Source organism: Roseateles sp. GW821-FHT09B06, from assembly GCF_059418245.1.
In genome coordinates, this window is record NZ_JBWKPM010000001.1 from 266671 (window position 1) to 285719 (window position 19049).

At 69.0% G+C, this 19049-nt stretch carries 23 protein-coding genes; 16 read left to right on the forward strand and 7 right to left on the reverse strand.

The window, feature by feature from the left end:
* Positions 1 to 105 precede the first annotated feature (105 nt).
* Genes AC07OQ_RS01385 through tolA form a run of 12 tightly spaced genes read left to right on the forward strand, consistent with a single transcriptional unit; the run spans position 106 to position 10204 of the window.
* Positions 106 to 810, forward strand: coding sequence for a PilW family protein (locus AC07OQ_RS01385; protein WP_495051284.1), 705 nt, complete (start codon positions 106 to 108; stop codon positions 808 to 810).
* 49 nt (positions 811 to 859) lie between these two features.
* A complete protein-coding gene (locus AC07OQ_RS01390; RefSeq protein ID WP_495051285.1) occupies positions 860 to 2089 on the forward strand; it encodes a pilus assembly PilX family protein in 1230 nt (409 codons plus the stop codon).
* Positions 2086 to 3312 carry a type IV pilus modification PilV family protein gene (locus AC07OQ_RS01395; RefSeq protein ID WP_495051286.1) on the forward strand — a complete coding sequence of 409 codons (1227 nt, stop codon included), beginning with the start codon at positions 2086 to 2088 and terminating at the stop codon, positions 3310 to 3312. The genes AC07OQ_RS01390 and AC07OQ_RS01395 overlap by 4 nt, the downstream gene beginning before the upstream one ends.
* Positions 3313 to 3346: 34 nt before the next feature.
* Complete coding sequence (gene ribD, locus AC07OQ_RS01400) at positions 3347 to 4474, forward strand: bifunctional diaminohydroxyphosphoribosylaminopyrimidine deaminase/5-amino-6-(5-phosphoribosylamino)uracil reductase RibD (protein ID WP_495051287.1); 1128 nt, start codon at positions 3347 to 3349, stop codon at positions 4472 to 4474.
* Between the two features lie 20 nt (positions 4475 to 4494).
* Positions 4495 to 5595 carry a bifunctional 3,4-dihydroxy-2-butanone-4-phosphate synthase/GTP cyclohydrolase II gene (gene ribBA, locus AC07OQ_RS01405; protein WP_495051288.1) on the forward strand — a complete coding sequence of 367 codons (1101 nt, stop codon included), beginning with the start codon at positions 4495 to 4497 and terminating at the stop codon, positions 5593 to 5595.
* Positions 5596 to 5608: 13 nt separating this feature from the next.
* Positions 5609 to 6073, forward strand: a complete 465-nt coding sequence (gene ribH, locus AC07OQ_RS01410; RefSeq protein WP_495051289.1) for a 6,7-dimethyl-8-ribityllumazine synthase — start codon at positions 5609 to 5611, stop codon at positions 6071 to 6073.
* 11 nt (positions 6074 to 6084) lie between these two features.
* Positions 6085 to 6573 carry a transcription antitermination factor NusB gene (gene nusB, locus AC07OQ_RS01415; protein ID WP_495051290.1) on the forward strand — a complete coding sequence of 163 codons (489 nt, stop codon included), beginning with the start codon at positions 6085 to 6087 and terminating at the stop codon, positions 6571 to 6573.
* A gap of 4 nt (positions 6574 to 6577) precedes the next feature.
* A complete protein-coding gene (locus AC07OQ_RS01420) occupies positions 6578 to 7768 on the forward strand; it encodes a pyridoxal phosphate-dependent aminotransferase (protein ID WP_495051291.1) in 1191 nt (396 codons plus the stop codon).
* A complete protein-coding gene (gene ybgC, locus AC07OQ_RS01425; RefSeq protein ID WP_495051292.1) occupies positions 7765 to 8178 on the forward strand; it encodes a tol-pal system-associated acyl-CoA thioesterase in 414 nt (137 codons plus the stop codon). Before AC07OQ_RS01420 ends, ybgC begins: the two co-directional genes overlap by 4 nt.
* Positions 8175 to 8873: a protein TolQ gene (gene tolQ / locus AC07OQ_RS01430; RefSeq protein WP_495051293.1), complete on the forward strand. Its 699-nt coding sequence runs from the start codon at positions 8175 to 8177 to the stop codon at positions 8871 to 8873. The genes ybgC and tolQ overlap by 4 nt, the downstream gene beginning before the upstream one ends.
* A 1-nt stretch (position 8874) precedes the next feature.
* A complete protein-coding gene (gene tolR / locus AC07OQ_RS01435; RefSeq protein ID WP_495051294.1) occupies positions 8875 to 9309 on the forward strand; it encodes a protein TolR in 435 nt (144 codons plus the stop codon).
* A gap of 22 nt (positions 9310 to 9331) precedes the next feature.
* Positions 9332 to 10204, forward strand: coding sequence for a cell envelope integrity protein TolA (gene tolA, locus AC07OQ_RS01440; RefSeq protein WP_495051295.1), 873 nt, complete (start codon positions 9332 to 9334; stop codon positions 10202 to 10204).
* A gap of 287 nt (positions 10205 to 10491) precedes the next feature.
* Here the strand turns inward: tolA and AC07OQ_RS01445 are convergent, their stop codons facing one another.
* Both AC07OQ_RS01445 and AC07OQ_RS01450 read right to left on the reverse strand, forming a co-directional pair.
* A complete protein-coding gene (locus AC07OQ_RS01445; RefSeq protein ID WP_495051296.1) occupies positions 10492 to 11274 on the reverse strand; it encodes a hypothetical protein in 783 nt (260 codons plus the stop codon).
* A 10-nt stretch (positions 11275 to 11284) separates the two neighbouring features.
* A complete protein-coding gene (locus AC07OQ_RS01450; protein ID WP_495051297.1) occupies positions 11285 to 11896 on the reverse strand; it encodes a LysE family translocator in 612 nt (203 codons plus the stop codon).
* A gap of 100 nt (positions 11897 to 11996) precedes the next feature.
* Here AC07OQ_RS01450 and gcvA point away from each other — a divergent pair, with 100 nt between their 5' ends.
* Complete coding sequence (gene gcvA / locus AC07OQ_RS01455; RefSeq protein ID WP_495051379.1) at positions 11997 to 12905, forward strand: transcriptional regulator GcvA; 909 nt, start codon at positions 11997 to 11999, stop codon at positions 12903 to 12905.
* Between the two features lie 287 nt (positions 12906 to 13192).
* Here the strand turns inward: gcvA and AC07OQ_RS01460 are convergent, their stop codons facing one another.
* From AC07OQ_RS01460 to AC07OQ_RS01475, 4 genes are read right to left on the reverse strand one after another with little or no spacing between them, the layout of a single operon-like run.
* Positions 13193 to 13672, reverse strand: a complete 480-nt coding sequence (locus AC07OQ_RS01460; protein WP_495051298.1) for a DoxX family protein — start codon at positions 13670 to 13672, stop codon at positions 13193 to 13195.
* A gap of 12 nt (positions 13673 to 13684) precedes the next feature.
* The gene (locus tag AC07OQ_RS01465) at positions 13685 to 14380 is read right to left on the reverse strand and encodes an HvfC/BufC family peptide modification chaperone (RefSeq protein ID WP_495051299.1); all 696 of its coding nucleotides are present in this window, start codon (positions 14378 to 14380) and stop codon (positions 13685 to 13687) included.
* A complete protein-coding gene (locus AC07OQ_RS01470; RefSeq protein ID WP_495051300.1) occupies positions 14377 to 15264 on the reverse strand; it encodes an MbnB/TglH/ChrH family RiPP precursor modification enzyme in 888 nt (295 codons plus the stop codon). Before AC07OQ_RS01470 ends, AC07OQ_RS01465 begins: the two co-directional genes overlap by 4 nt.
* Before the next feature lie 25 nt (positions 15265 to 15289).
* Entirely contained in the window at positions 15290 to 15574 is a 285-nt protein-coding gene (locus AC07OQ_RS01475; RefSeq protein WP_495051301.1) for a BufA1 family periplasmic bufferin-type metallophore, read from the reverse strand.
* A gap of 126 nt (positions 15575 to 15700) precedes the next feature.
* On the opposite strand from AC07OQ_RS01475, the gene AC07OQ_RS01480 reads away from it, so the two are divergent.
* Entirely contained in the window at positions 15701 to 16267 is a 567-nt protein-coding gene (locus tag AC07OQ_RS01480; RefSeq protein ID WP_495051302.1) for a sigma-70 family RNA polymerase sigma factor, read from the forward strand.
* A 5-nt stretch (positions 16268 to 16272) separates the two neighbouring features.
* Positions 16273 to 16467 (forward strand): anti-sigma factor family protein, encoded by a 195-nt coding sequence (locus AC07OQ_RS01485; RefSeq protein WP_495051303.1) that lies wholly within the window; start codon positions 16273 to 16275, stop codon positions 16465 to 16467.
* A 42-nt stretch (positions 16468 to 16509) separates the two neighbouring features.
* Here the strand turns inward: AC07OQ_RS01485 and AC07OQ_RS01490 are convergent, their stop codons facing one another.
* Positions 16510 to 17841 carry an MFS transporter gene (locus AC07OQ_RS01490; protein WP_495051304.1) on the reverse strand — a complete coding sequence of 444 codons (1332 nt, stop codon included), beginning with the start codon at positions 17839 to 17841 and terminating at the stop codon, positions 16510 to 16512.
* Between the two features lie 111 nt (positions 17842 to 17952).
* Between AC07OQ_RS01490 and cyoA the strand changes: the two genes are divergently transcribed.
* Positions 17953 to 19014 carry a ubiquinol oxidase subunit II gene (gene cyoA / locus AC07OQ_RS01495; RefSeq protein ID WP_495051305.1) on the forward strand — a complete coding sequence of 354 codons (1062 nt, stop codon included), beginning with the start codon at positions 17953 to 17955 and terminating at the stop codon, positions 19012 to 19014.
* The last annotated feature ends 35 nt before the right edge of the window (positions 19015 to 19049 follow it).

Below are 19049 nucleotides of genomic sequence, written 5' to 3' on the forward strand. Positions count from 1 at the left end.
CCCGACGCTTGTCGAGCCAAGGGGTGCCGTCGCGGTATCGGGAATTGTGCGGGCCGTCATGACCCATCCTTCGGGCGACGCGGCGGCAGCGGCGGGCGTGAGGCGATGCCGGCGACCGAGCGTCTCAGCCGGCTGCGGCAGCGGGGCGTCAGCCTGGTCGAGATGATGATCGGCTTGGCCGTGGGCATGATCGTCGTGGCCGGCAGCATCGTGATGACGGTGAGTCAGGTCAGCGAGCACCGCCGGCTGCTGCTGGAAACCCAGGTGCAGCAGGACTTGCGCGCCGCTGCCGACCTTGTCATGCGCGATCTGCGCCGGGCCGGCTTCTGGGCCTTGCCGGAACAGGGAGTCTGGGCCGATGGGGCGGAGTCCCCCATGGCCAATGCCTACAGCGCGGCGAGCGCGCCCAGCGAGCAGCAGGTCAACTACAGCTATTCGCGCCACGACAACCGCGCGGGCGGCAGCCCCAAGGATCCCGAGGACAACACGCTCGGCGACAACGAGAGGTTCGGCTTCAAGCGTGAGGGCGGCATTCTGAAGCTGCGCCTGGGCGGGGCTTGGCAGCCGCTGACCGACGAGCGGACGCTGACCATCACGGCCTTCCGCGTCAGCATCGACACCCAGACCCTGGCGCTCGACGAGTTCTGCACCCGCCCCTGCTCCGCCGGCGTGGCGCCCTGTCCGCCGCTGCAGCAGCTCAGGCAGGTGGACCTGTACCTGACCGGCACCGCCGCCCACGACCCCGAGGTGGTCCGCAGCGTGCGGCTCAGCACCAGGCTTCGCAACGACCATATCGCCGGGGGCTGCTGACATGCCGCGGCATTGCCACCATCGCCCGCGCCAGGTCGGCGCAGCCACGTTGCTCACCGTGACGGTGCTGTTCTTCGTGATGGCCATGGTGGCGGCCTTCGCCAGCCGCAACCTGGTCATCGAGCAGCGCATCGCCGGCAACTACTACCGCGCCGGACTGGCTCTGGAAAGCGCCGAGGCCGGTGTGGAGTGGGTTCTGAACCGGCTCAATGGCGGCCTTATAGACGCCAGCTGCAACGACAGCGCTGCCGCCAACAGCGGCTTTCGCCAGCGCTATCTGGGTCTGGCCCAGGATCGCAAGATCAGCCCCTTGCTTGCGCCCTCGGTGAAGGCCGCCTCCTGCGTCAACAAGGGACATGCCGGCTGGAGTTGCCGCTGCCCGGAGGCCGGCGATCCGCCCGACCCCGCGCAGGACGGCCTCGCCGACTACCAGCCCATGTTCACCGTCGAGTTCCAGCCGGCCGAGCGGGCCGGTGCGGTGCGCCTGCGCGTGAAGGGCTGCACCGGCCTGTCGGCCGGCTGCGAGTCGAGCGTTCTTGCGGCTGCGCTCGGCCTGTCCCAGGCCACCGTGGTCGTGGATGCGGCCCTGCTCAGCGCGCTCAAGGTGCCGCCGTCGGCGGCCTTGACGGCCGGCGGCAATGTCGACTTCGGCACCACCGGCCTGGGCCTGCACAATGCCCAGAGCGGCCTCAACGGCCTGCTGCTGCAGGCCGGCGGCAGTTACAGCAACAACACGGCCCGCCTCAGCAGTGCGCCCGGCACCCCGGCCACCGACGCCCTGATCACCGAGGACCGAAGCCTGGCCGGCAATGCGGGCATTGCGCAGACCATGTTCCGGCTCTTCTTCGGTATGGCGCCGCAAACCTATCGCCAGCAACCGGCGGCGCGCACCGTGGTCTGCGCAAGCGGCAACGACTGCAATGTCGCCCTGCTGAAAGACTACAACGCCGGCCACCGCGTCCTCTGGGTGGAGGGCGATGCGCAGATCGCCAGCAACTTCGCGCTGGGCAGCATCGACGACCCGGTACTGCTGGTGGTGAATGGCGCGCTGCGCCTGGACGGCCCGGTGCAGCTGAACGGCCTGGTCTATGCCCGCGGCGACGTGCAATGGATCAATGGCAGCGGCGTCCCGGCCCGGCTTAGCGGCGCGCTGCTCGGCGAGCGCAATGTGCAGGCCGACGGCGTGGTGGACATCGTGTACCACGGCGGCATTCTCCAGATCCTCAGCAAGCAGCGCGGCAGTTTTGTGCGTGTGCCGGGCAGTTGGATCGACCAATGAAGCAGCCCGCCTTCCTTCTCGCCGCCGGTCGACCACCGCCCCAGGCCGGCGCCACCCTGGTCGAGGCCATGGTGGCCCTGCTGATCATGGCCTTCGGCATGCTGGCGATGTCCGGTCTGCAGAGCACGCTACGGCGCAGCGCCGACCTGGCCAAGCAGCGCAGCGAGGCCGTCCGCCTGGCGGAGCTGGACATGGAACAGCAGCGCGCCTTTGCGACCCTGGCGCCGCAGCAGGGCCTGCGCGCGTTCGACGACATCGCGACCGAGGTCAATGACGACGCGGGCGATGCGGTACGCAACACGCAATTCGTCCGGCAGCGCTCGGTCATCGAGCGGGACGAATCCCGCATGAAGCAGATCCATGTCGAGGTGTCCTGGATCGACCGTGCCGGCAAGGCCCAGCAAGTCTGGCTCACCAGCTTCGTCGGCCGGGTCGATCCGCGCCTGAGCGCCGCCCTGGCCATCGCCCCCGATGGCGGGCCGACGCGCCGGCCCATGAACCGCTCGGTCAGCATCCCATCCCGGGCCAAGGATCTTGGCGACGGGCGCAGCATCTTCATGCCGCCGGCCAGCGGCGGCATGGCCTGGGTGTTCGACAACCTCGGCGGCGAGATCATCGGTCGCTGCGAAGGTCTGCCCGAGGGCAGGCCGATGGCCGACCTGACCCTCGCCGACATGGCGGCCCATTGCGGCGGCAGCCTCGGCGCCACGCTGCTCAGCGGCCATGTGCGCTTCTCCACCGTCGAACCGCCGGATCCCGTCGCGCCCGTCAGCGCGCCCCTGCCCTTCGAGATGGGCCTGGACCTGGACAGCGGTGGCCACCCGACGCCGGCCTATCAATGCTTCGTTGGCTCGCCGCCTCCCTTCTCGGCCTCGGCGGCCGAGGGCATCAGGTACTACTGTGCCGTCTATCGCAACAGCACCGGGCGCTGGTCCGGCTTGCTGCGCCTGAACGGCCTTTCCCTGGCGGGCGACGGCTACAAGGTCTGCCGCTACAGCGCCGACTACGACGGCGACGATCACGCGAGCCTCGGCGATGTCGAGAACCTGGAACACCCGCTGCGCTATGTGGATGTGGCCGGGGCGCTGACCCAGCAGAACTTCCTGGTGATCCGCGCCGCCGCCAACTGCCCGCAGGGCACACCGGTCGACCCGTCGCTGGGGCGCTTCTTCAACAGCGCCACGGTGCTGCACCAGCCCGCCGGCATCGTCACGCCGCGCTGACCCTTGCGCCCGCCGGCGCGGCTAGACTGCGCCGATGAGCGACAGCAGCCCCGCCCCCCTCCAGCATCACGACGACCGCAGCGCCATGGCCCATGCCCTGGCCCTGGCCGAGCGCGCCATCGGCCTGTCCGACCCCAACCCGCGCGTCGGCTGTGTGATCCTCGACCGCGATGGCCGCGTGCTCGGCGCCGGCCACACCCAGCCCGCCGGCCAGGCCCATGCCGAGGTGATGGCCCTGCGCGACGCCGCGGGCCATGAGCTGCGCGGCGCCACCGCCTACGTGACCCTGGAGCCCTGCTCTCACCATGGCCGCACGCCGCCCTGCTGCGACGCGCTGATTGCCGCCGGCCTGGGCCGCGTGGTCGCCGCCGTCGGCGACCCCAACCCCCTGGTGGCCGGCCAGGGCATGGCGCGCCTGCAGGCGGCCGGTATCCGCACCGAGCTTGGCCTGCTGGCGGACGAGTCCCGCGCCCTCAACATCGGCTTCTTCTCGCGCATGCAGCGCGGCCGCCCCTTCGTGCGCCTGAAGGCCGCCGCCTCGCTGGATGGCCGCACCGCCCTGCCCGACGGCCAGAGTCAGTGGATCACCGGCGAGGCCGCCCGGCGCGACGGTCACGCCTTCCGCCGGCGCGCCAACGCCCTGCTGACGGGCATCGGCACGGTGCGCGACGACGACCCGCGCCTGGACGTGCGCTACGTGGAAACGGCCTTGCAGCCGCTGCGCGTGATCGTCGACTCGCGCCTGGAAACCCCGCTCGCGGCCCGCATCCTGCAAGCGCCGGGACGGGTGCTGATCTACGCCGCCGTCCCGGACGAGGCGCGCGCCCGGGCGCTGCGCGCCGCCGGCGCCGAGATCGTGTTCCAGCCCGGCCCCGGCGGCAAGGTCGACCTGGCCGCGCTGATGGCCGATCTGGGTGCGCGCGGCATCAACGAGCTGCATGTTGAGGCCGGCCACAAGCTCAACGGCTCCCTGGTCAGGGCCGGCCTGGTGGACGAGTTCTTGATCTACCTGGCACCCAAGCTGCTGGGCGAAGGCCGGGACATCGCGGCCTTCGGCCCGCTGGCCAGCCTGAAGGATGCCGTCGAGCTGCAGTGGCAGGGCGTCGAGCCGGTGGGCCAGGATCTGCGCCTGATCGCCCGACCGGGCGGATGGGCACTCTAGGCCCTCTACAATCCAAGCCTATGCCCATATCACCTGTCCCCGAGCTGGTCGCCGAGCTGGCGGCCGGCCGCATGGTCATCCTGGTCGATGAAGAGGACCGCGAGAACGAGGGTGACCTCGTGCTGGCGGCCGACCATGTGACTCCCGAGGCGATCAACTTCATGGCCAAGTACGGCCGCGGACTGATCTGTCTGACCCTGACCCGCGAGCGCTGCGAGCGCCTGCAGCTGCCGCCGATGGCCACGCGCAACGGCACCAAGCACGGCACGGCCTTCACCGTCTCGATCGAGGCCACCACCGGCGTCACCACCGGCATCTCGGCCGCCGACCGCGCCCGCACCGTGCAGGCCGCCGTGGCCCGCGGCGCCGTGGCCGCCGACCTGGTCCAGCCCGGCCACATCTTTCCGCTGCAGGCCCAGGACGGCGGCGTGCTGATGCGCGCCGGCCATACCGAGGCCGGCTGCGATTTCGCTCGCATGGCTGGCCTGGAACCCGCCGCCGTGATCTGCGAGATCATGAAGGACGACGGCACCATGGCGCGCCTGCCGGACCTGGAGATCTTCGCGCAGGAGCATGGCCTGAAGATCGGCACCATTGCCGACCTGATCGAATACCGCAGCCGCAACGAGTCGATCATCACCCGTGCCGGTTCGCGTTCCATGCAGACCGCCCAGGGCGAGTTCCAGGCCGAGGTGTTCCGCGACCGCAGCGGCGCCGTCCACCTGGCGCTGAGCCATGGCCAGTGGACCGAGGCCGACGAGGTGCTGGTGCGCGTGCACGAGCCGCTGTCGGTGCTGGACCTGCTGGAGGCCGGTCCCTGCTCCCATTCCTGGCCGCTGCCCGCCGCGCTGGCCGAGATCCAGCGTGCCGGACGCGGCGTGGCGGTGCTGCTGAACTGCGGCGAGGACGCCGATGGCCTGCTGGCGCGCCTGCAGCCGACGACCTCCCCGGCCGCGCCGAGCACGACCATGGACCTGCGTACCTATGGCGTCGGCGCGCAGATCCTGCGCGAACTGGGCGTGCACAAGATGAAACTGCTGGGCAGCCCGCGCCGCATGCCCAGCATGACGGGCTACGGCCTGGAAGTGACGGGGTTCAAGGCCCCGGACAACAACTGCTGATTCAAGGACATCCATGCAAGCTGCCGACAAGGGCCGGGCCGTCAATCTCAAGGGCCAAGACCTGCGCATTGGCCTGGTGCAGGCCCGTTTCAACGATGCCATCACCGGCGCCCTGGCGCAGAACTGCCTGGCCGAGCTGAAGGCCCTGGGCGTGGCCGAGGGCCAGATCGACCATGTCACCGTGCCCGGCGCCCTGGAAGTGCCGCTGGCCCTGCAGGCCATGGCCGAGGGTGAGGCCTATGACGCGCTGATCGCGCTGGGCTGCATCATCCGCGGCGAAACCTATCATTTCGAACTGGTGGCCAACGAGAGCGGCGCCGCCGTGACGCGCATCGGGCTGGACTACCAGATCCCCGTGGCCAATGCGATCCTGACCGTCGAGAACGAGGCCCAGGCCTGGGCCCGCGCCGAGGAGAAGGGTCGCGACGCCGCCCGCGTGGCGGTCGAGATGGCCAATCTGCTGGACACCCTGCGTTGAACAAAGACACCATGGCTGACGACAAGAAAACCAACAAACCCGCCGCCAAGCGGGCCCCGGCCAAGTCGGCGCGCCGCCGCGCCCGCGAGGCCGCGCTGCAGGGCCTGTACCAATGGCTGCTGGCCGGCGAAGACGCCGGCGCGATCGACGCGCATATGCGCGAGCAGGACGGCTTCAACAAGGCCGACCTGGCCCATTACAACGCCCTGCTGCATGGTTGCGTGCAGGAGGCGGCCGACCTGGATGCCGTGCTGGCCCTTCATGTCGACCGCAAGACCACCGAGCTCTCGCCGATCGAGCATGCGGTGCTGATGATCGGCGCCTACGAGCTCAAGCATTGCATCGACATCCCCTACAAGGTGGCGATCAACGAGGCGGTCGAGCTGGCCAAGTCCTTCGGCGGCACCGACGGCCACAAATACGTCAACGGCGTGCTGGACCGCGCCGCCGTCGATCTGCGCCCGCTGGAGGTGCAGCAGCAACAGGCCGCGCGTCGCTGATCCGATGAAGCTGGCCCAGCGGCTCGAGCAGATCGAGCCCTTCTACGTGATGGAATGTGCCAAGGCCGCGGCGGAGATCGCCCGCAGCCCGGCCTGCGACCCGGCCCAGGGCGGCCGGCGCATGATCTACCTGAACATCGGCGAGCCCGACTTCGGCGCGCCGCCGGCGGTGCAGGCCGCGGCCCAGGCCTGCATCGAGACGGGCCGCACCCAGTACACGCCGGCCACCGGCCTGCCGGCGTTGCGCCAGGCGATTGCAGGCTGGTACGGCACGCATTTCGGCCTGGACATCGCGCCCGAACGCATCGTCGTCACCGCCGGCGCCTCGGCCGCCCTGCAGCTGGCCTGCCTGGCCCTGTTCGAGCGCGGCGACCGGGTGCTGATGCCCGACCCCTGCTACCCCTGCAACCGCCATTTCGTCGCGGCCGCCGACGCCCAGGCCGTGCTGCTGGACGCCGGTGCGGCGCAGCGCTTCCAGCCCAGCGCCGCGCAGATCGAGGCCGCCTGGGACGCGCAGACCCGCGGCGTGCTGCTGGCCTCGCCCAGCAACCCGACCGGCACCTCGATCGAACCCGAGGAGATGCGCGCCATCGTCGCGGCCGTGCGCGCGCGCGGCGGCGTCACCATCGTCGACGAGATCTACCTGGGCCTGAGCTACGAGGAACATTTCGGCCACAGCGCGCTGGCTCTGGGCGAGGACGTGATCTCGGTCAACAGCTTCTCCAAGTATTTCGGCATGACCGGCTGGCGCCTGGGCTGGCTGGTGCTGCCGCCGGCCCTGGTCCAGCCCGTCGAGAAGCTGGCGCAGAACCTTTTCATCTGCCCCTCCAGCATTGCCCAGCATGCGGCCCTGGCCTGCTTCGAGCCTGCGCAGCTCAGGGAGTACGAACGCCGCCGCGCCGAGTTCAAGGTCCGGCGCGACTACATCGTGCCGGCGCTGCAGCAGCTCGGCTTCACGGTGCCGGTCGTACCGGACGGCGCCTTCTATGTCTGGTTCGACGTCTCGGCCTTCTCGTCCAGCAGCTGGGACTTCTGCTTCGAGATGATGGACAAGGCCCATATCGCCCTGACTCCGGGCAAGGACTTCGGCAAGCTGGGCGCCGAGCGCTGGGTGCGCCTGTCCTTCGCCAGCAGCCTCGACGACCTGAAGGAAGCGGTGGCCCGACTGGCCGCGGCGCTGAAGCACAAGGCATGAGCGACTTCGAGCACGGCCTGCGCGTCTACTGGGAAGACACCGACGCCGGCGGCGTGGTCTTCTACGCCAACTACCTGAAGTACTTCGAGCGCGCGCGCACCGAGTGGCTGCGCGCCCTGGGCTTCGAGCAGGAGCGCATGCGCCAGGACGGCGGCGTGATGTTCGTCGTCGGCAGCACCGCGCTGCGCTACCTGAGCCCGGCCCGGCTTGACGATTTTTTACAGGTCTCGGTGCGCCTTGCCGAGTGCGGTCGTGTCAGCATGACGCTCCATCAGACGGCGCGCTGCGGCGAACGCCTGCTGTGCGAGGGCGAGATCCGCATCGGCTGCGTGGACAGCCGGACCTTCAAACCCACCCGCATCCCCGCGGCCATCCTCCAGGCCCTGGACGCCCAGACCAAGCAACAATGAACCAAGACCTTTCCATCGTCAGCCTGATCCTGCACGCCAGCTTCGCGGTGCAACTGGTGATCGCCGGCCTGCTCGCGATGTCGCTGGCCAGCTGGAGCGTGATCTTCAGCAAGTTCTTCGCGCTGTCCAAGGTCAAGGCCGCCAACGAGGCCTTCGAGGCCGAGTTCTGGTCCGGCAAGAACCTCAACGAGCTCTACAACAGCGTCAACGGCAAGCAGGGCGGTGCCCCGCTGGAGCGCATCTTCGCCGCCGGCATGCGCGAATTCCTGAAGCTGCGCGAGCGCCGCGTCGCCGAGCCCAGCGCCCTGCTGGACGGCGCCCGCCGCGCGATGCGCGCCAGCTTCCAGCGCGAGCTGGACGCGATGGAGTCGCACCTGTCCTTCCTGGCCTCGGTCGGCTCGGTCTCGCCCTATGTGGGCCTGTTCGGCACCATCTGGGGCATCATGCACGCCTTCGTGGGCCTGTCCAACCTGCAGCAGGTGACCCTGGCCACCGTGGCCCCCGGCATCGCCGAGGCCCTGGTCGCCACCGCGATCGGCCTGTTCGCCGCGATCCCCGCCGTGCTGGCCTACAACCGCTTCGCCCGCCAGATCGACCGCAGCGCGATCACGCTGGAGACCTTCATCGAGGAGTTCTCCAACATCCTGCAGCGCAACGCCGGTGCGCCCATCGGCGGCCAGCATGGAGCCGACTGACATGGCTGCCATCAGCCCGCGTGGCGGCGGCCGCCGCCGCACGATCAACGAGATCAATATGGTGCCCTTCATCGACGTGATGCTGGTGCTGCTGATCATCTTCATGGTCAGCGCGCCGCTGATCACGACCGGCCTGGTCGACCTGCCCAGCGTGGGCAAGAGCCGCCAGCAGCCCGACCAGGTGATCCACGTGATCGTCGGCAGCGACGAAAAGCTCAAGCTCAAGATCGACAAGGGCGAGCCCGAAGGCATCCAGATGAACCGACTGGCCGACCGCGTCAAGCAGGCACAGGCGGGCAAGGACAACTCGCCGGTCGTGATCTCGGCCGACAAGGCCGTCAAGTACGAGGCCGTCGTCAAGGTGATGGATGCCCTGCAGAGCGCCGGCATCCAGCGCGTCGGCCTGGCCGTCAAGAGCGGCGCCAGCGGCGGTTGACGCGCAGCCGAAGAGCCACTCCATGAGCGTCCTCGCCCTGCATCGGGACCCCTCGCGTCCGCCGCCCGCCCCGGGCCTGGGCCGCGGCATCGTGCTGGCCCTGATCGCCCATGGCCTGCTGATCGTCGCCCTGACGGCCGGCCTGAACTGGCGCAGCAAGACCGAGCCGGCCTTCGAGGCCGAGCTCTGGGGCGCCGTGCCGGTGGCCGCCGCGCCGCGCGAGCAGGCGCCGCCGCCGGAGCCCGAACCCGAACCGGTCAAGCCACGGCCCGCACCCGAGCCTCCCAAGCCCGATCCGCGCGCCGAGCAGGAGCAGCGCGAGGCCGAGATCGCGATGGAGCGCGAGAAGAAGAAGAAACTCGAGAAGAAGCGCGCCGAGGACGAAGCCGAGCGCAAGAAGCGCGAGCAGGAGCTCAAGGACAAAAAGGCCAAGGAAGAGCAGAAGGCGCGCGACGACAAGGCCAAAGAGGACAAGCTCAAGGAAGACAAGGCCAAGCAGGACAACGCCAAGAAGGCCGAAGCCGCATTGGAGAAGCAGCGTCAGGACAATCTGCGCCGCATCCAGGGCATGGCCGGCGCCACCGGCGCGCCCAACGCCGCCGGCACCGCGCTGCAGAGCGCCGGGCCTTCATCCAGCTATGCCGGCCGCATCAAGGCACGCATCCGCCCCAACATCATCTACAGCGATGCCGGCACGGGCAATCCGGTGGCCGAGGCCGAGGTGCGCGCGGCTCCCGACGGGACGATCCTGAGCCGCCGCCTCGTCAAGAGCAGCGGCGATGCGGAATGGGACAAGGCCGTGCTGCGCGCCATCGACAAGACCGAGGTGCTGCCGCGCGATGTCGACGGCCGCGTGCCCGCCTTGCTCGTCATCAGCTTCCAGCCCCGCGAGTAAGGCCCCGCCCGCGGGCACGTGGGCAGCCTCCGGGGCGCGTCCCTGCTTGTGGGTTGCCATGCATGTGCACATGGAACATGCACGCCGGTCTAGCTGTCACGCCGGCAGGACAGCCTTAGGCTGGGCCGCCGCAGGCTTGAGCGCGCCGAACTCACCCGATCGACTCATAGCAGCCGGACAGGTTGCTCTAAAGCTGCCCATCGCCCGAGGCCGTGGCATCGTGGTTGGACATCCAAGAAGCAACCGGTCGGTCCGTAAAGCTATCGGCCACAAGCCATCTGCTCCGTTCACTCCACGACAGCTCCCAGAGCTGTCCGTTGGCGCAGTCGCCGGAAGCTCCATGCCTGCAAGCCAAGTGCCGCAATCAGTGCGGCACCGTAGGCCAGCGGCATGGCGACCCGGGTCAGCGCCAGGCTGAGCACATAGAAGAAGACGCCGAAACCCACTAGACCTGCACCCATGCCCCGCATCACGCTCTGGCCGGCGCCCGGACCAGCAATATGGTGCGCGAATACCGTGAGGATCAGGCCCATAAAGGGAAACGACGCCAGCACCCCGCTGACCTGCGGCCCCAGCCTTGGGGCAGCGGCCGTCACAACCAGAACGAGCATCATCATCAGAGCGATCCGGGCTGGAATGTCCCACCGCGCCGGCGCCGTGACTCGACGATCTGGCGCCGCCATGGGACTGAAGTGCAGTGCGCCTGCGATCGCCGCCAAGGCGATGGCGAACAGCAGACCCTGTGGCCACTCACTGGCCTGAAGCAGCCCCGCGACCACGGCGAAGGCGAGGCAAGAGCCGATGATCGCCAGCAGGCAACCTCTCGTGGCCAGAAGGCAGTAGGCCCAGACGGCTGCCGCCTGCGCGGCGGTCGCCGTCAGGGACCCGGAGGTCGCTTCACGGGCGAAGGGGGCGCCCTGCTCCAGCGCCAGGAACAGAGAGATCGGCCCCGAGGTCAGCGGCAGCCCCACGAAGAAGCCGCCAATGGACTCGCCCCAGCGGCGGACCGCCAGCGTGGCCCCCAACAGCAGCAACGGCGAAGCGATCAGCTTGAAGAGCAGCAGTTCCATCGGCTGGCCGTTAGCCCCGCAACGGTAGTGCAGCGCCGATGGCGACGAAGATCCCACCGCACGCCTGGTTGAAGCGTCGGCCCACCTTGGCCAGCCAGGGGCGCACACGATGGGCGGCGCTGGCGAGCGCGTACTCGGTCCAAAATTCCGTCACCGCATAGGTGGCGGCCATGATCGCGAATTGCATCAGCAGGCTGCGCTGCGGGTCGATGAACTGCGGAAGCAACGCGCTGAAGAACAGCAGGCCCTTGGGATTAGTCGCCGCTGACAGCAGTCCTTGGCGGAACATGGTGGCACCTGGGGCTCCGGCTTCCCTGGACGGCCTCTCCAACGTGATGGGTGGCGCCCACCACAGCTTGACGCCGAGCCATGCCAAGTAAGCCCCGCCCACCCACTTGAGGACCGTTAGCCACTCCACCGACGACTTGGCCAGCGTACCGATGCCGAACATGCACAGTGCCATGATTGCGGTGAAGCCGACGAGACCACCCACGATCGTGAAGAGGGTCTTGCGGCTGCCGTGCAACGCTCCATGGGTCAGCGCCAGTAATCCATTTGGACCGGGAGACAGCGACATGCCAATGGCGGTCACGAGAAACAGGATCCAAGTATCGAGGGACATGGTCGGAAGTGATTTAATTGCGTGATTTTTCGCTGCACAGACCACATCGGACAAGCGATTTGTCCTCACATAATGCGTGAGCGGAACTCACGCATTGGACATGTTCGATCGGTTACCTCCCATGCAGACCCTGCGCGCCTTCGAGGCCGCGGGCCGCCTCTTGAGCATGACGCAGGCCGCCGACGAGCTGCACCTTACTCATGGCGCCATCAGCCGCCACATCGCCACCCTGGAAGCCGACCTCGGCAAGCCGCTGTTCCTGCGCCTCACGCGCCGTATCGTCATGACGGAGGCCGGTGCAGAGTTCCATGCGACAGTGGCTCGCCTGCTCGGCGAGCTGGCCAGCGAGGCGCAGCGCCTGCGCGGCGACGACCGCGCGAATCGTTTGATGGTAAGCACCAGCGTGTCATTCGCGAGCAAGTGGCTGGCGCCGCGTTTGCCCGGGCTGAGGGCCAGCTGCCCGTCCTTCGATGTCCAGATGGACGTCACGGACGTGAACGTCGACCTGCGGGCGGGTCATGTCGACGCTGCGATCCGCTACGGCTTCGGCAGCTACCCGAACGTGATGTCGGAGCGGGTCCTGGAGGAGTCGGTGACGCCGATATGCAGTCCCGCTTACCAGAGCGAGGCCGGTGGGTTGGCATCGGCGATGGATGTCGTGGGCTGCACCCTGCTTCACGAAGTCGGCATGCTGGTTGACTGGACCCAGTGGTTCGCGCTGGCCGGCCTGAGCCGCAAGCGTCCGCCGCGTGGGCCGACCTTCAGCCACGGCAGCATGGCTGTGGAGGCGGCCATCCGTGGCGAGGGCATCGCGCTGGCCCGCAGCACCCTGGTGGCCGATGACATCGCGGCGGGGCGGCTGGTTGCGCCGTTCCCAAACCTTCTTTTGAAGGCCGAGCGCGGGTACGACCTGGTCTACCGAGTGGGTGAGCGGGACAGCCCGAACATCGCGGCACTCAGGTCTTGGTTAAGCAAGGAGATTAGGGCGTTCAGCAGGACCGTGCGCTGACGCCCGATCCGGTGAAGAGGCGGAATCCGCAAATCCACGGTCAGCTTTGCGCTCGTTTCGTGACCGGCAGTTTGTGGCCGACTGCCGCCCTAGAGATGAGCCGGGCGTAGGTCGGCTCCCGCCGCAAATCCGACATTGCATCGGGCGGCTTGGCCGTCGCGGGCCGGCATCTGCGCGACGGCCAAGCCGTGGCGCGCTCGCTGTTTGTCTTTGCAGGGCGCGGCTTGCCCCAAACAGCACAGCCCGCGCCGCTTCTGGGGCGGCGCGGCGAGCGGCACCGTCCCGACCTAGCGGCGCGCGATCAGCGCGTCCAGCGACCAGCGGCCCGCGCCGCACAGCAACACCGCCAGCAGCAGGCTGCCCCAGAGTTGGTGGCCCAGCAGCGCGGCCGGCGCGATCTCGGCCAGGCTCAGCACCGCGACGATGTTCAGCACCGTCAGCCCCAGCGCCGCGAAGCGCCCGGCGAGCCCCAGCAGCAGCAGCAGCGGCAGCAGCAGTTCGCCGCCGGTGCCCAGGTAGGCCGCGAGCGCGGGCGACAGCAGCGGCACCCGGTACTCGTCCTGGAACAGGGCCAGCGTGGTGTCCCAGTCGCGAATCTTGGTCAGCCCCGAGAGGAAGAACACCTGGGCCACATAAAGCCGTGCCAGCAGCAGCGCCAGCGAGCGCAACTGCTCGACCAGGGCGGCCAGCGGTTGCGCCATGGCCAGCGGGCGTTCCAGCCCGGGGTCGGTCAGGGCCCCGAGCGTCATCTTGATCATCGTGTTCATGCTGTCTTGTCCTTATGCGTCGAGGCGCAGAACCGCCCACAGCCAGCCCTCGCGCAGGGCGGCCTGCAGCCATTGGGAGAAGTCGAAATCCGGATGCGCGGCCAGGCAGCCGTCCAGCGCCGCGCCGAGGCTCTGGCCCGCCAGCAGGCGCGCGAAGAAATCGGCGGGGCCCGCCTCCAGCTCCAGCGTCTCGGCGCGCCAGACGCGCCGCCACACCAGCCGCTGCGGCGGGAGCAGTTGCAGCCCGGGGCGCAACGCCAGGCGCAGCCGTTCCGGCGCTTCCTGCCCCAGCAATGGCAGGGTGTCGGCATCCAGCTCGGCATCGGCCGCCCGCTCGGCTTCATGCAGCGCCCATTCCAGGCGCGCCAGCGCCGGCGGCTCGGCGTCCATGCCGGGCTGCGCCTCCAGAAAGTCGGGCAAGTCCTGACCCCAGCGGCCCAGGTCGCCGCAGCGCGGCGGCCGCTGGCGCCAGAAGGCCCAGGCCATCGCGGCGAACTGCGTCTCGCCCAGCAGCGCATGCAGGCGCGGAAATGCGGCCGTCAATGCCTTGTCCGCCAGGGCCTGCGCATTGCGCCGGTAGGCCCGCAGCCCGGCCGCCGCGCCGCCGGCGATGCCGGCCGGGCTTGTCAGCCCCGCAGGCAAGGCACCGCTGTCGAGGGCGGCCAGCAGGGCCCGCTGGCGCCGGGCTTCGCGCGCGGTTGCGTTCATGGCCGCGCCCTCCCGAGCGCCGCGGCCGCGACGGCATCGGCACGGGCGGCCTCCTCCAGCAGCACCGCCAGCGCGGGGATCTCGGTGTCCCATTCGATCAGGCTGGGCACCGGGCCGAATCGGCGCAGCGCATGGGCATGCACGGCCCAGACCGTCTCGCAGACCCGGCTGCCATGGTTGTCGATCACGATGCCGTCCAGGCGGGCATGCCCGGCCAGGTGGATCTCGCCCACGCTGCCGGGCCGCAACGCGTCGATCCAGGCGCAGGCCTCGCGCAGCGCGCCCGCTTCGGCGCCCTCTTGATCGGGGTCCTCTTGGTCGGGACGGCGGTTGAGCGCATTGACGACCAGGTTGTTGACATCCAGCAGCAGGCCGCAGCCGCTGCGCGCGCTGAGCGCATTGAAGAACTCCGGCTCGGCCAGCGCGTCGTCGTCCCAGGCCAGGTAGGCGCTGAGGTTCTCGACCAGCAGCGGCCGCCGCAGGCGCTCCTGCACCCGCTGCACGTTCGCCACCATGATCGCCAGGCTGGCCTCGGTGAAGGCGATGGGCAGCAGGTCGTTGGCATGACGGCCCGGCGCGCACGCAAAACTGGCGTGATCGGACACGCGCAGCGGCTCGATGCGTTCGACCAGGCCGGCCAATTTCTCCAGATGGGCCTCGTCCAGCCCGCCGGCCGAGCCCAGCGACAGGCCCACGCCATGCAGGCTGACCGGGTATTGCGCGCGGCCCGCGGCCAGCACCTGCAGGGCCGCGCCGCCCGGCGCGAAGAAGTTCTCCGAATGCACCTGCAGGAAGCCCAGGCGCGGCCGCTCGCGCAGCAGCGCCTCGTAATGCGGCTGGCGCCAGCCGATGCCGGCCGGGCTCTGCAGGGCGTCCGGGCTCATCGCAGCTTCATCGCGGGTTCGCCGCTTACTTCTTCATGGCCAGCTTGGCCTTGGCCTCGTCGCTCGTCAGGCCCTTCATGTCCTTGCAGCTGCCCTTGTTCACGTACTTCCATTCGTCGGGGGACATGTCCATCTTCGACTGGCCCGCGCAGGAATGGCTGCCCGAGAGGTTGGCGCAGTCGTTCTGGCCGGCCTTGGCGATGCCGTAGCACTTCTCCTTGCCGCTGTCCTGCGCGGCCGCCTGGGCCGAGAAACCCATGGCCAGCGCGGCGGCCAGGGCAGAGGACACGATGTGCGATGTGGTGTTCATGGAAAACTCCTTGTGGGATCAGGGATCGAAGGCAGCAAGCGCGTCATGCGCTGCTGTGGCCTGCGTCGCGGCAGGCGCCGAAGTCCTTACACTGCGCCGAACAAAAGCTACGCCGACAGGCCTCGCATGACCGATTTCGCCCAGGCCCTGGAAGCGCTGCGCCCGCAGCTGCTGAAGTACGCCCGCATGCAGCTGCACAACCCGGCCTGGGCCGAAGATGCGGTGTCCGAGACCCTGCTGGCCGCGCTGGAGAGACCGCTGGCCTTCGCCGGCCAGTCGCAGCTCAAGACCTGGCTGGTCGGCATCCTCAAGCACAAACTGGTCGACCAGATCCGGCGCAATTGCCGCGAGCTCTCGAGCACGCCGGAAGACGGCGTCGACCTCGACGAGGAGCTGTTCCGGGCCGACGGCCACTGGCGCGAGGCACCGCAGGACTGGGGCGACCCCGAGGCGGCCTTGCGGCAGCTGGAGTTCATCAGGGTGCTGGAGGCCTGCGTCGAGCATCTGCCCGGCCAGCAGGGGCGCCTGTTCATGATGCGCGAGTGGCTGGAACTGGAGACCGACGAGATCTGTAAGGTCCTGGCCATCAGCCCGACCAATCTCTGGGTCATGCTGCATCGCGCACGCCTGCGTCTGCGCGAATGCCTGCAGCTGAACTGGTTTACCCCCACATCGTCCCATCGCCCCGCCTGATCGCCATGCTGCTGCGTCGAACCTGCCGCGAAGTCACCGCCCTGGTGCTGCAAGCCCAGGACCGCGCCCTGCCCTGGCACGAACGCCTGGCCGTGCGCCTGCACATGCTGATCTGCCAGGCCTGCCCGCGCTTCGCCGCCCAGGTGGCACTGATGCGCCGCGCCAGCGCGCGCTGGCGCGCCTATTCCGAATCGGACTGACAGCGCAGCCGCCCCAACGGAGCCCGCGGGGCCGGCGAGAGCTTAATCTCGCAATGCCAGCGCCCGGTTGGCGCGCAGCGCCAGCAGGGTGCAGGCCACGCCGGACAGCAGGTACAGGGTCACCGCCTCCAGCCCGAAATGGGCGGACAGCCCCAGCGCCACCAGCGGCGCGAACGCCGCACCGACCAGCCAGGCCAGATCGGCGGTCAGCGCCGCGCCGGTGTAGCGCAAATGCAGCTCGAAGTTGGAGGTCACCGCGCCCGAGGACTGGCCGTAGGACAGGCCCAGCAGCACGAAGCCGGTGATGATGTAGATGTCCTGCCCGACCCGGCCGCCTTCCAGCAGCGTGGGCGCCAGCAGGCTGAACAGGCCGATCGCGATGGCCAGGATGCCCAGCAGGCGGCGGCGCCCGATGCGGTCGGCGATCAGGCCCGAGACCGGCATTGCCGCCGCGGCCATCACCGCGCCGAACACCTGGATGGCCAGGAACTCGGCGACGCTCTGCTCCGAATACAGCAGGATCCAGGACAGCGGGAACACCGTGACGATGTGGAACAGCGCGTAGCTGGCCAGCGCCGCGAAGGCGCCGATCAGGATGTTGGAGCCCTGGGTCGACAGCAGCTCACCCACATCGCAGGGCTCCAGCTCGTGGCTGTCCATATTGCGTTCGTACTCATGCGTCACCACCAGGCGCAGGCGCGCGAACAGCGCCACCACATTGATCGCGAAGGCGGCGAAGAAGGGATAGCGCCAGCCCCAGTCGAAGAAGTCGCTGCTGGAGAGATTGCTCCACAAATAGGCAAACAGGCTGCCCGCCACCACGAAACCGAGCGGCGCGCCCAGCTGACCCAGCATCGCGTACCAGCCGCGCTTGCCCTGGGGCGCGTTCAGCGCCAGCAGCGAGGGCAGCCCGTCCCAGGAACCGCCCAGGGCCAGGCCCTGGCCGATGCGGCAGGCCGCCAGCAGCGCGATCGCCGCGAAGCCCGCCGTGGTGTAGCCCGGCAGCAGGGCCATGCCCACGGTCGAGCTGCCCAGCAGGAACAGCGCCACGGTCAGCTTGGCGCTGCGCCCGAAGCGGCGCTGGATCCACATGCCGGCCAGCGTGCCCAGCGGCCGCACGACAAAGGCCAGGGAGAACACCGCGAAGGCCCACAGCGTACCCTCCAGCCGCCCCATGTGCGGGAAGAAGATGGCCGGGAACACCAGCACCGAGGCGATGCCGTAGACGAAGAAATCGAAGTACTCGGACGCCCGGCCGATGATCACGCCGACGGCGATGTCGCCCGGCGCCAGGGCCGCGTCCTCGGCGGATTGCGGCTTGTGGTCCGGCACGGCCGGGAAACGGGCGGGGGGGGTAATGCTGGTACTGGACATGACAGATGACTGACTGGCTGGGACAAAATGTCCTATCGATGATCTGCATCAATCAGGATACATTCGCGCCCGGCACACAACTATTGTTTACCCGCGGATCTGGTTTTCCCGATGTCGTCAACGCCCCTGATCAACAAAATCCTTGGCCGCCTCGGCCTCGCCGCCCTGGCCGCTCCGTTGGCAGCGTGCAACACCGTGGTGATGAACCCTTCCGGTGACATCGCCGCGCAGCAGGCCCAGCTGATCGTCACCTCGACCCTGCTGATGCTGATCATCATCGTGCCGGTGATCGCGCTGACCATCCTCTTCGCCTACCGCTATCGCCAGTCCAACACCCAGGCCAGCTACAGCCCGGACTGGCACCATTCCACCCGCCTGGAGCTGCTGATCTGGGGCGCGCCGCTGCTGATCATCATCGCGCTGGGCGCGATCACCTGGATCAGCACCCACAAGCTCGACCCCTACCGCCCGCTGGACCGCATCGACGCCAACCGTGCGGTGCCGGCCGACGTGTCGCCGCTGGTGGTCGAGGTGGTGTCGCTGGACTGGAAGTGGCTGTTTCTCTACCCCGAGCAGGGCATCGCCACGGTCAACGAACTGGCCGCACCGGTGGACCGCCCGATCCAGTTCAAGCTCACCTCGTCCACGGTGATGAACGCCTTCTACGTGCCGGCGCTGGCCGGCATGATCTACACGATGCCGGGCATGGAAACCCAGCTGCACGGGGTGATCAACAAGGCGGGGGTCTACGACGGCTTCTCCTCGAACTTCAGCGGCGACGGCTTCTCGCACATGCGCTTCAAGTTCCATGGCCTGTCGAACGCCGAATTCGACGCCTGGGTCGCGCGCAACAAGGCCGAGGGCGGCGAGCTGAGCCGCGACGCCTACCTGAGCCTGGAAAAGCCCAGCGAGAAGGAAGCCGTGCGCCGCTATGCCAGCGTGGCCAAGGGCCTGTATGACGCCATCCTGAACCGCTGCGTCGACGGCAGCAAGATGTGCATGGCCCAGATGATGGCCATCGACGCCAGCGGCGGCGGCGGCAAGGGCGCCATCGACGGCCTGGCCAGCCGGCCCTGGCGCGACGACCAGACCCGCAGCTACGTGGCCGCCCTATGCACGCCCGAGAACGCCGGCCAGTATGCGGCGCAGCTCGCATCCGTCCGCCAACCCTGAACGGCGGCGCTGAATCGCGGCCCAAGAATTACCGA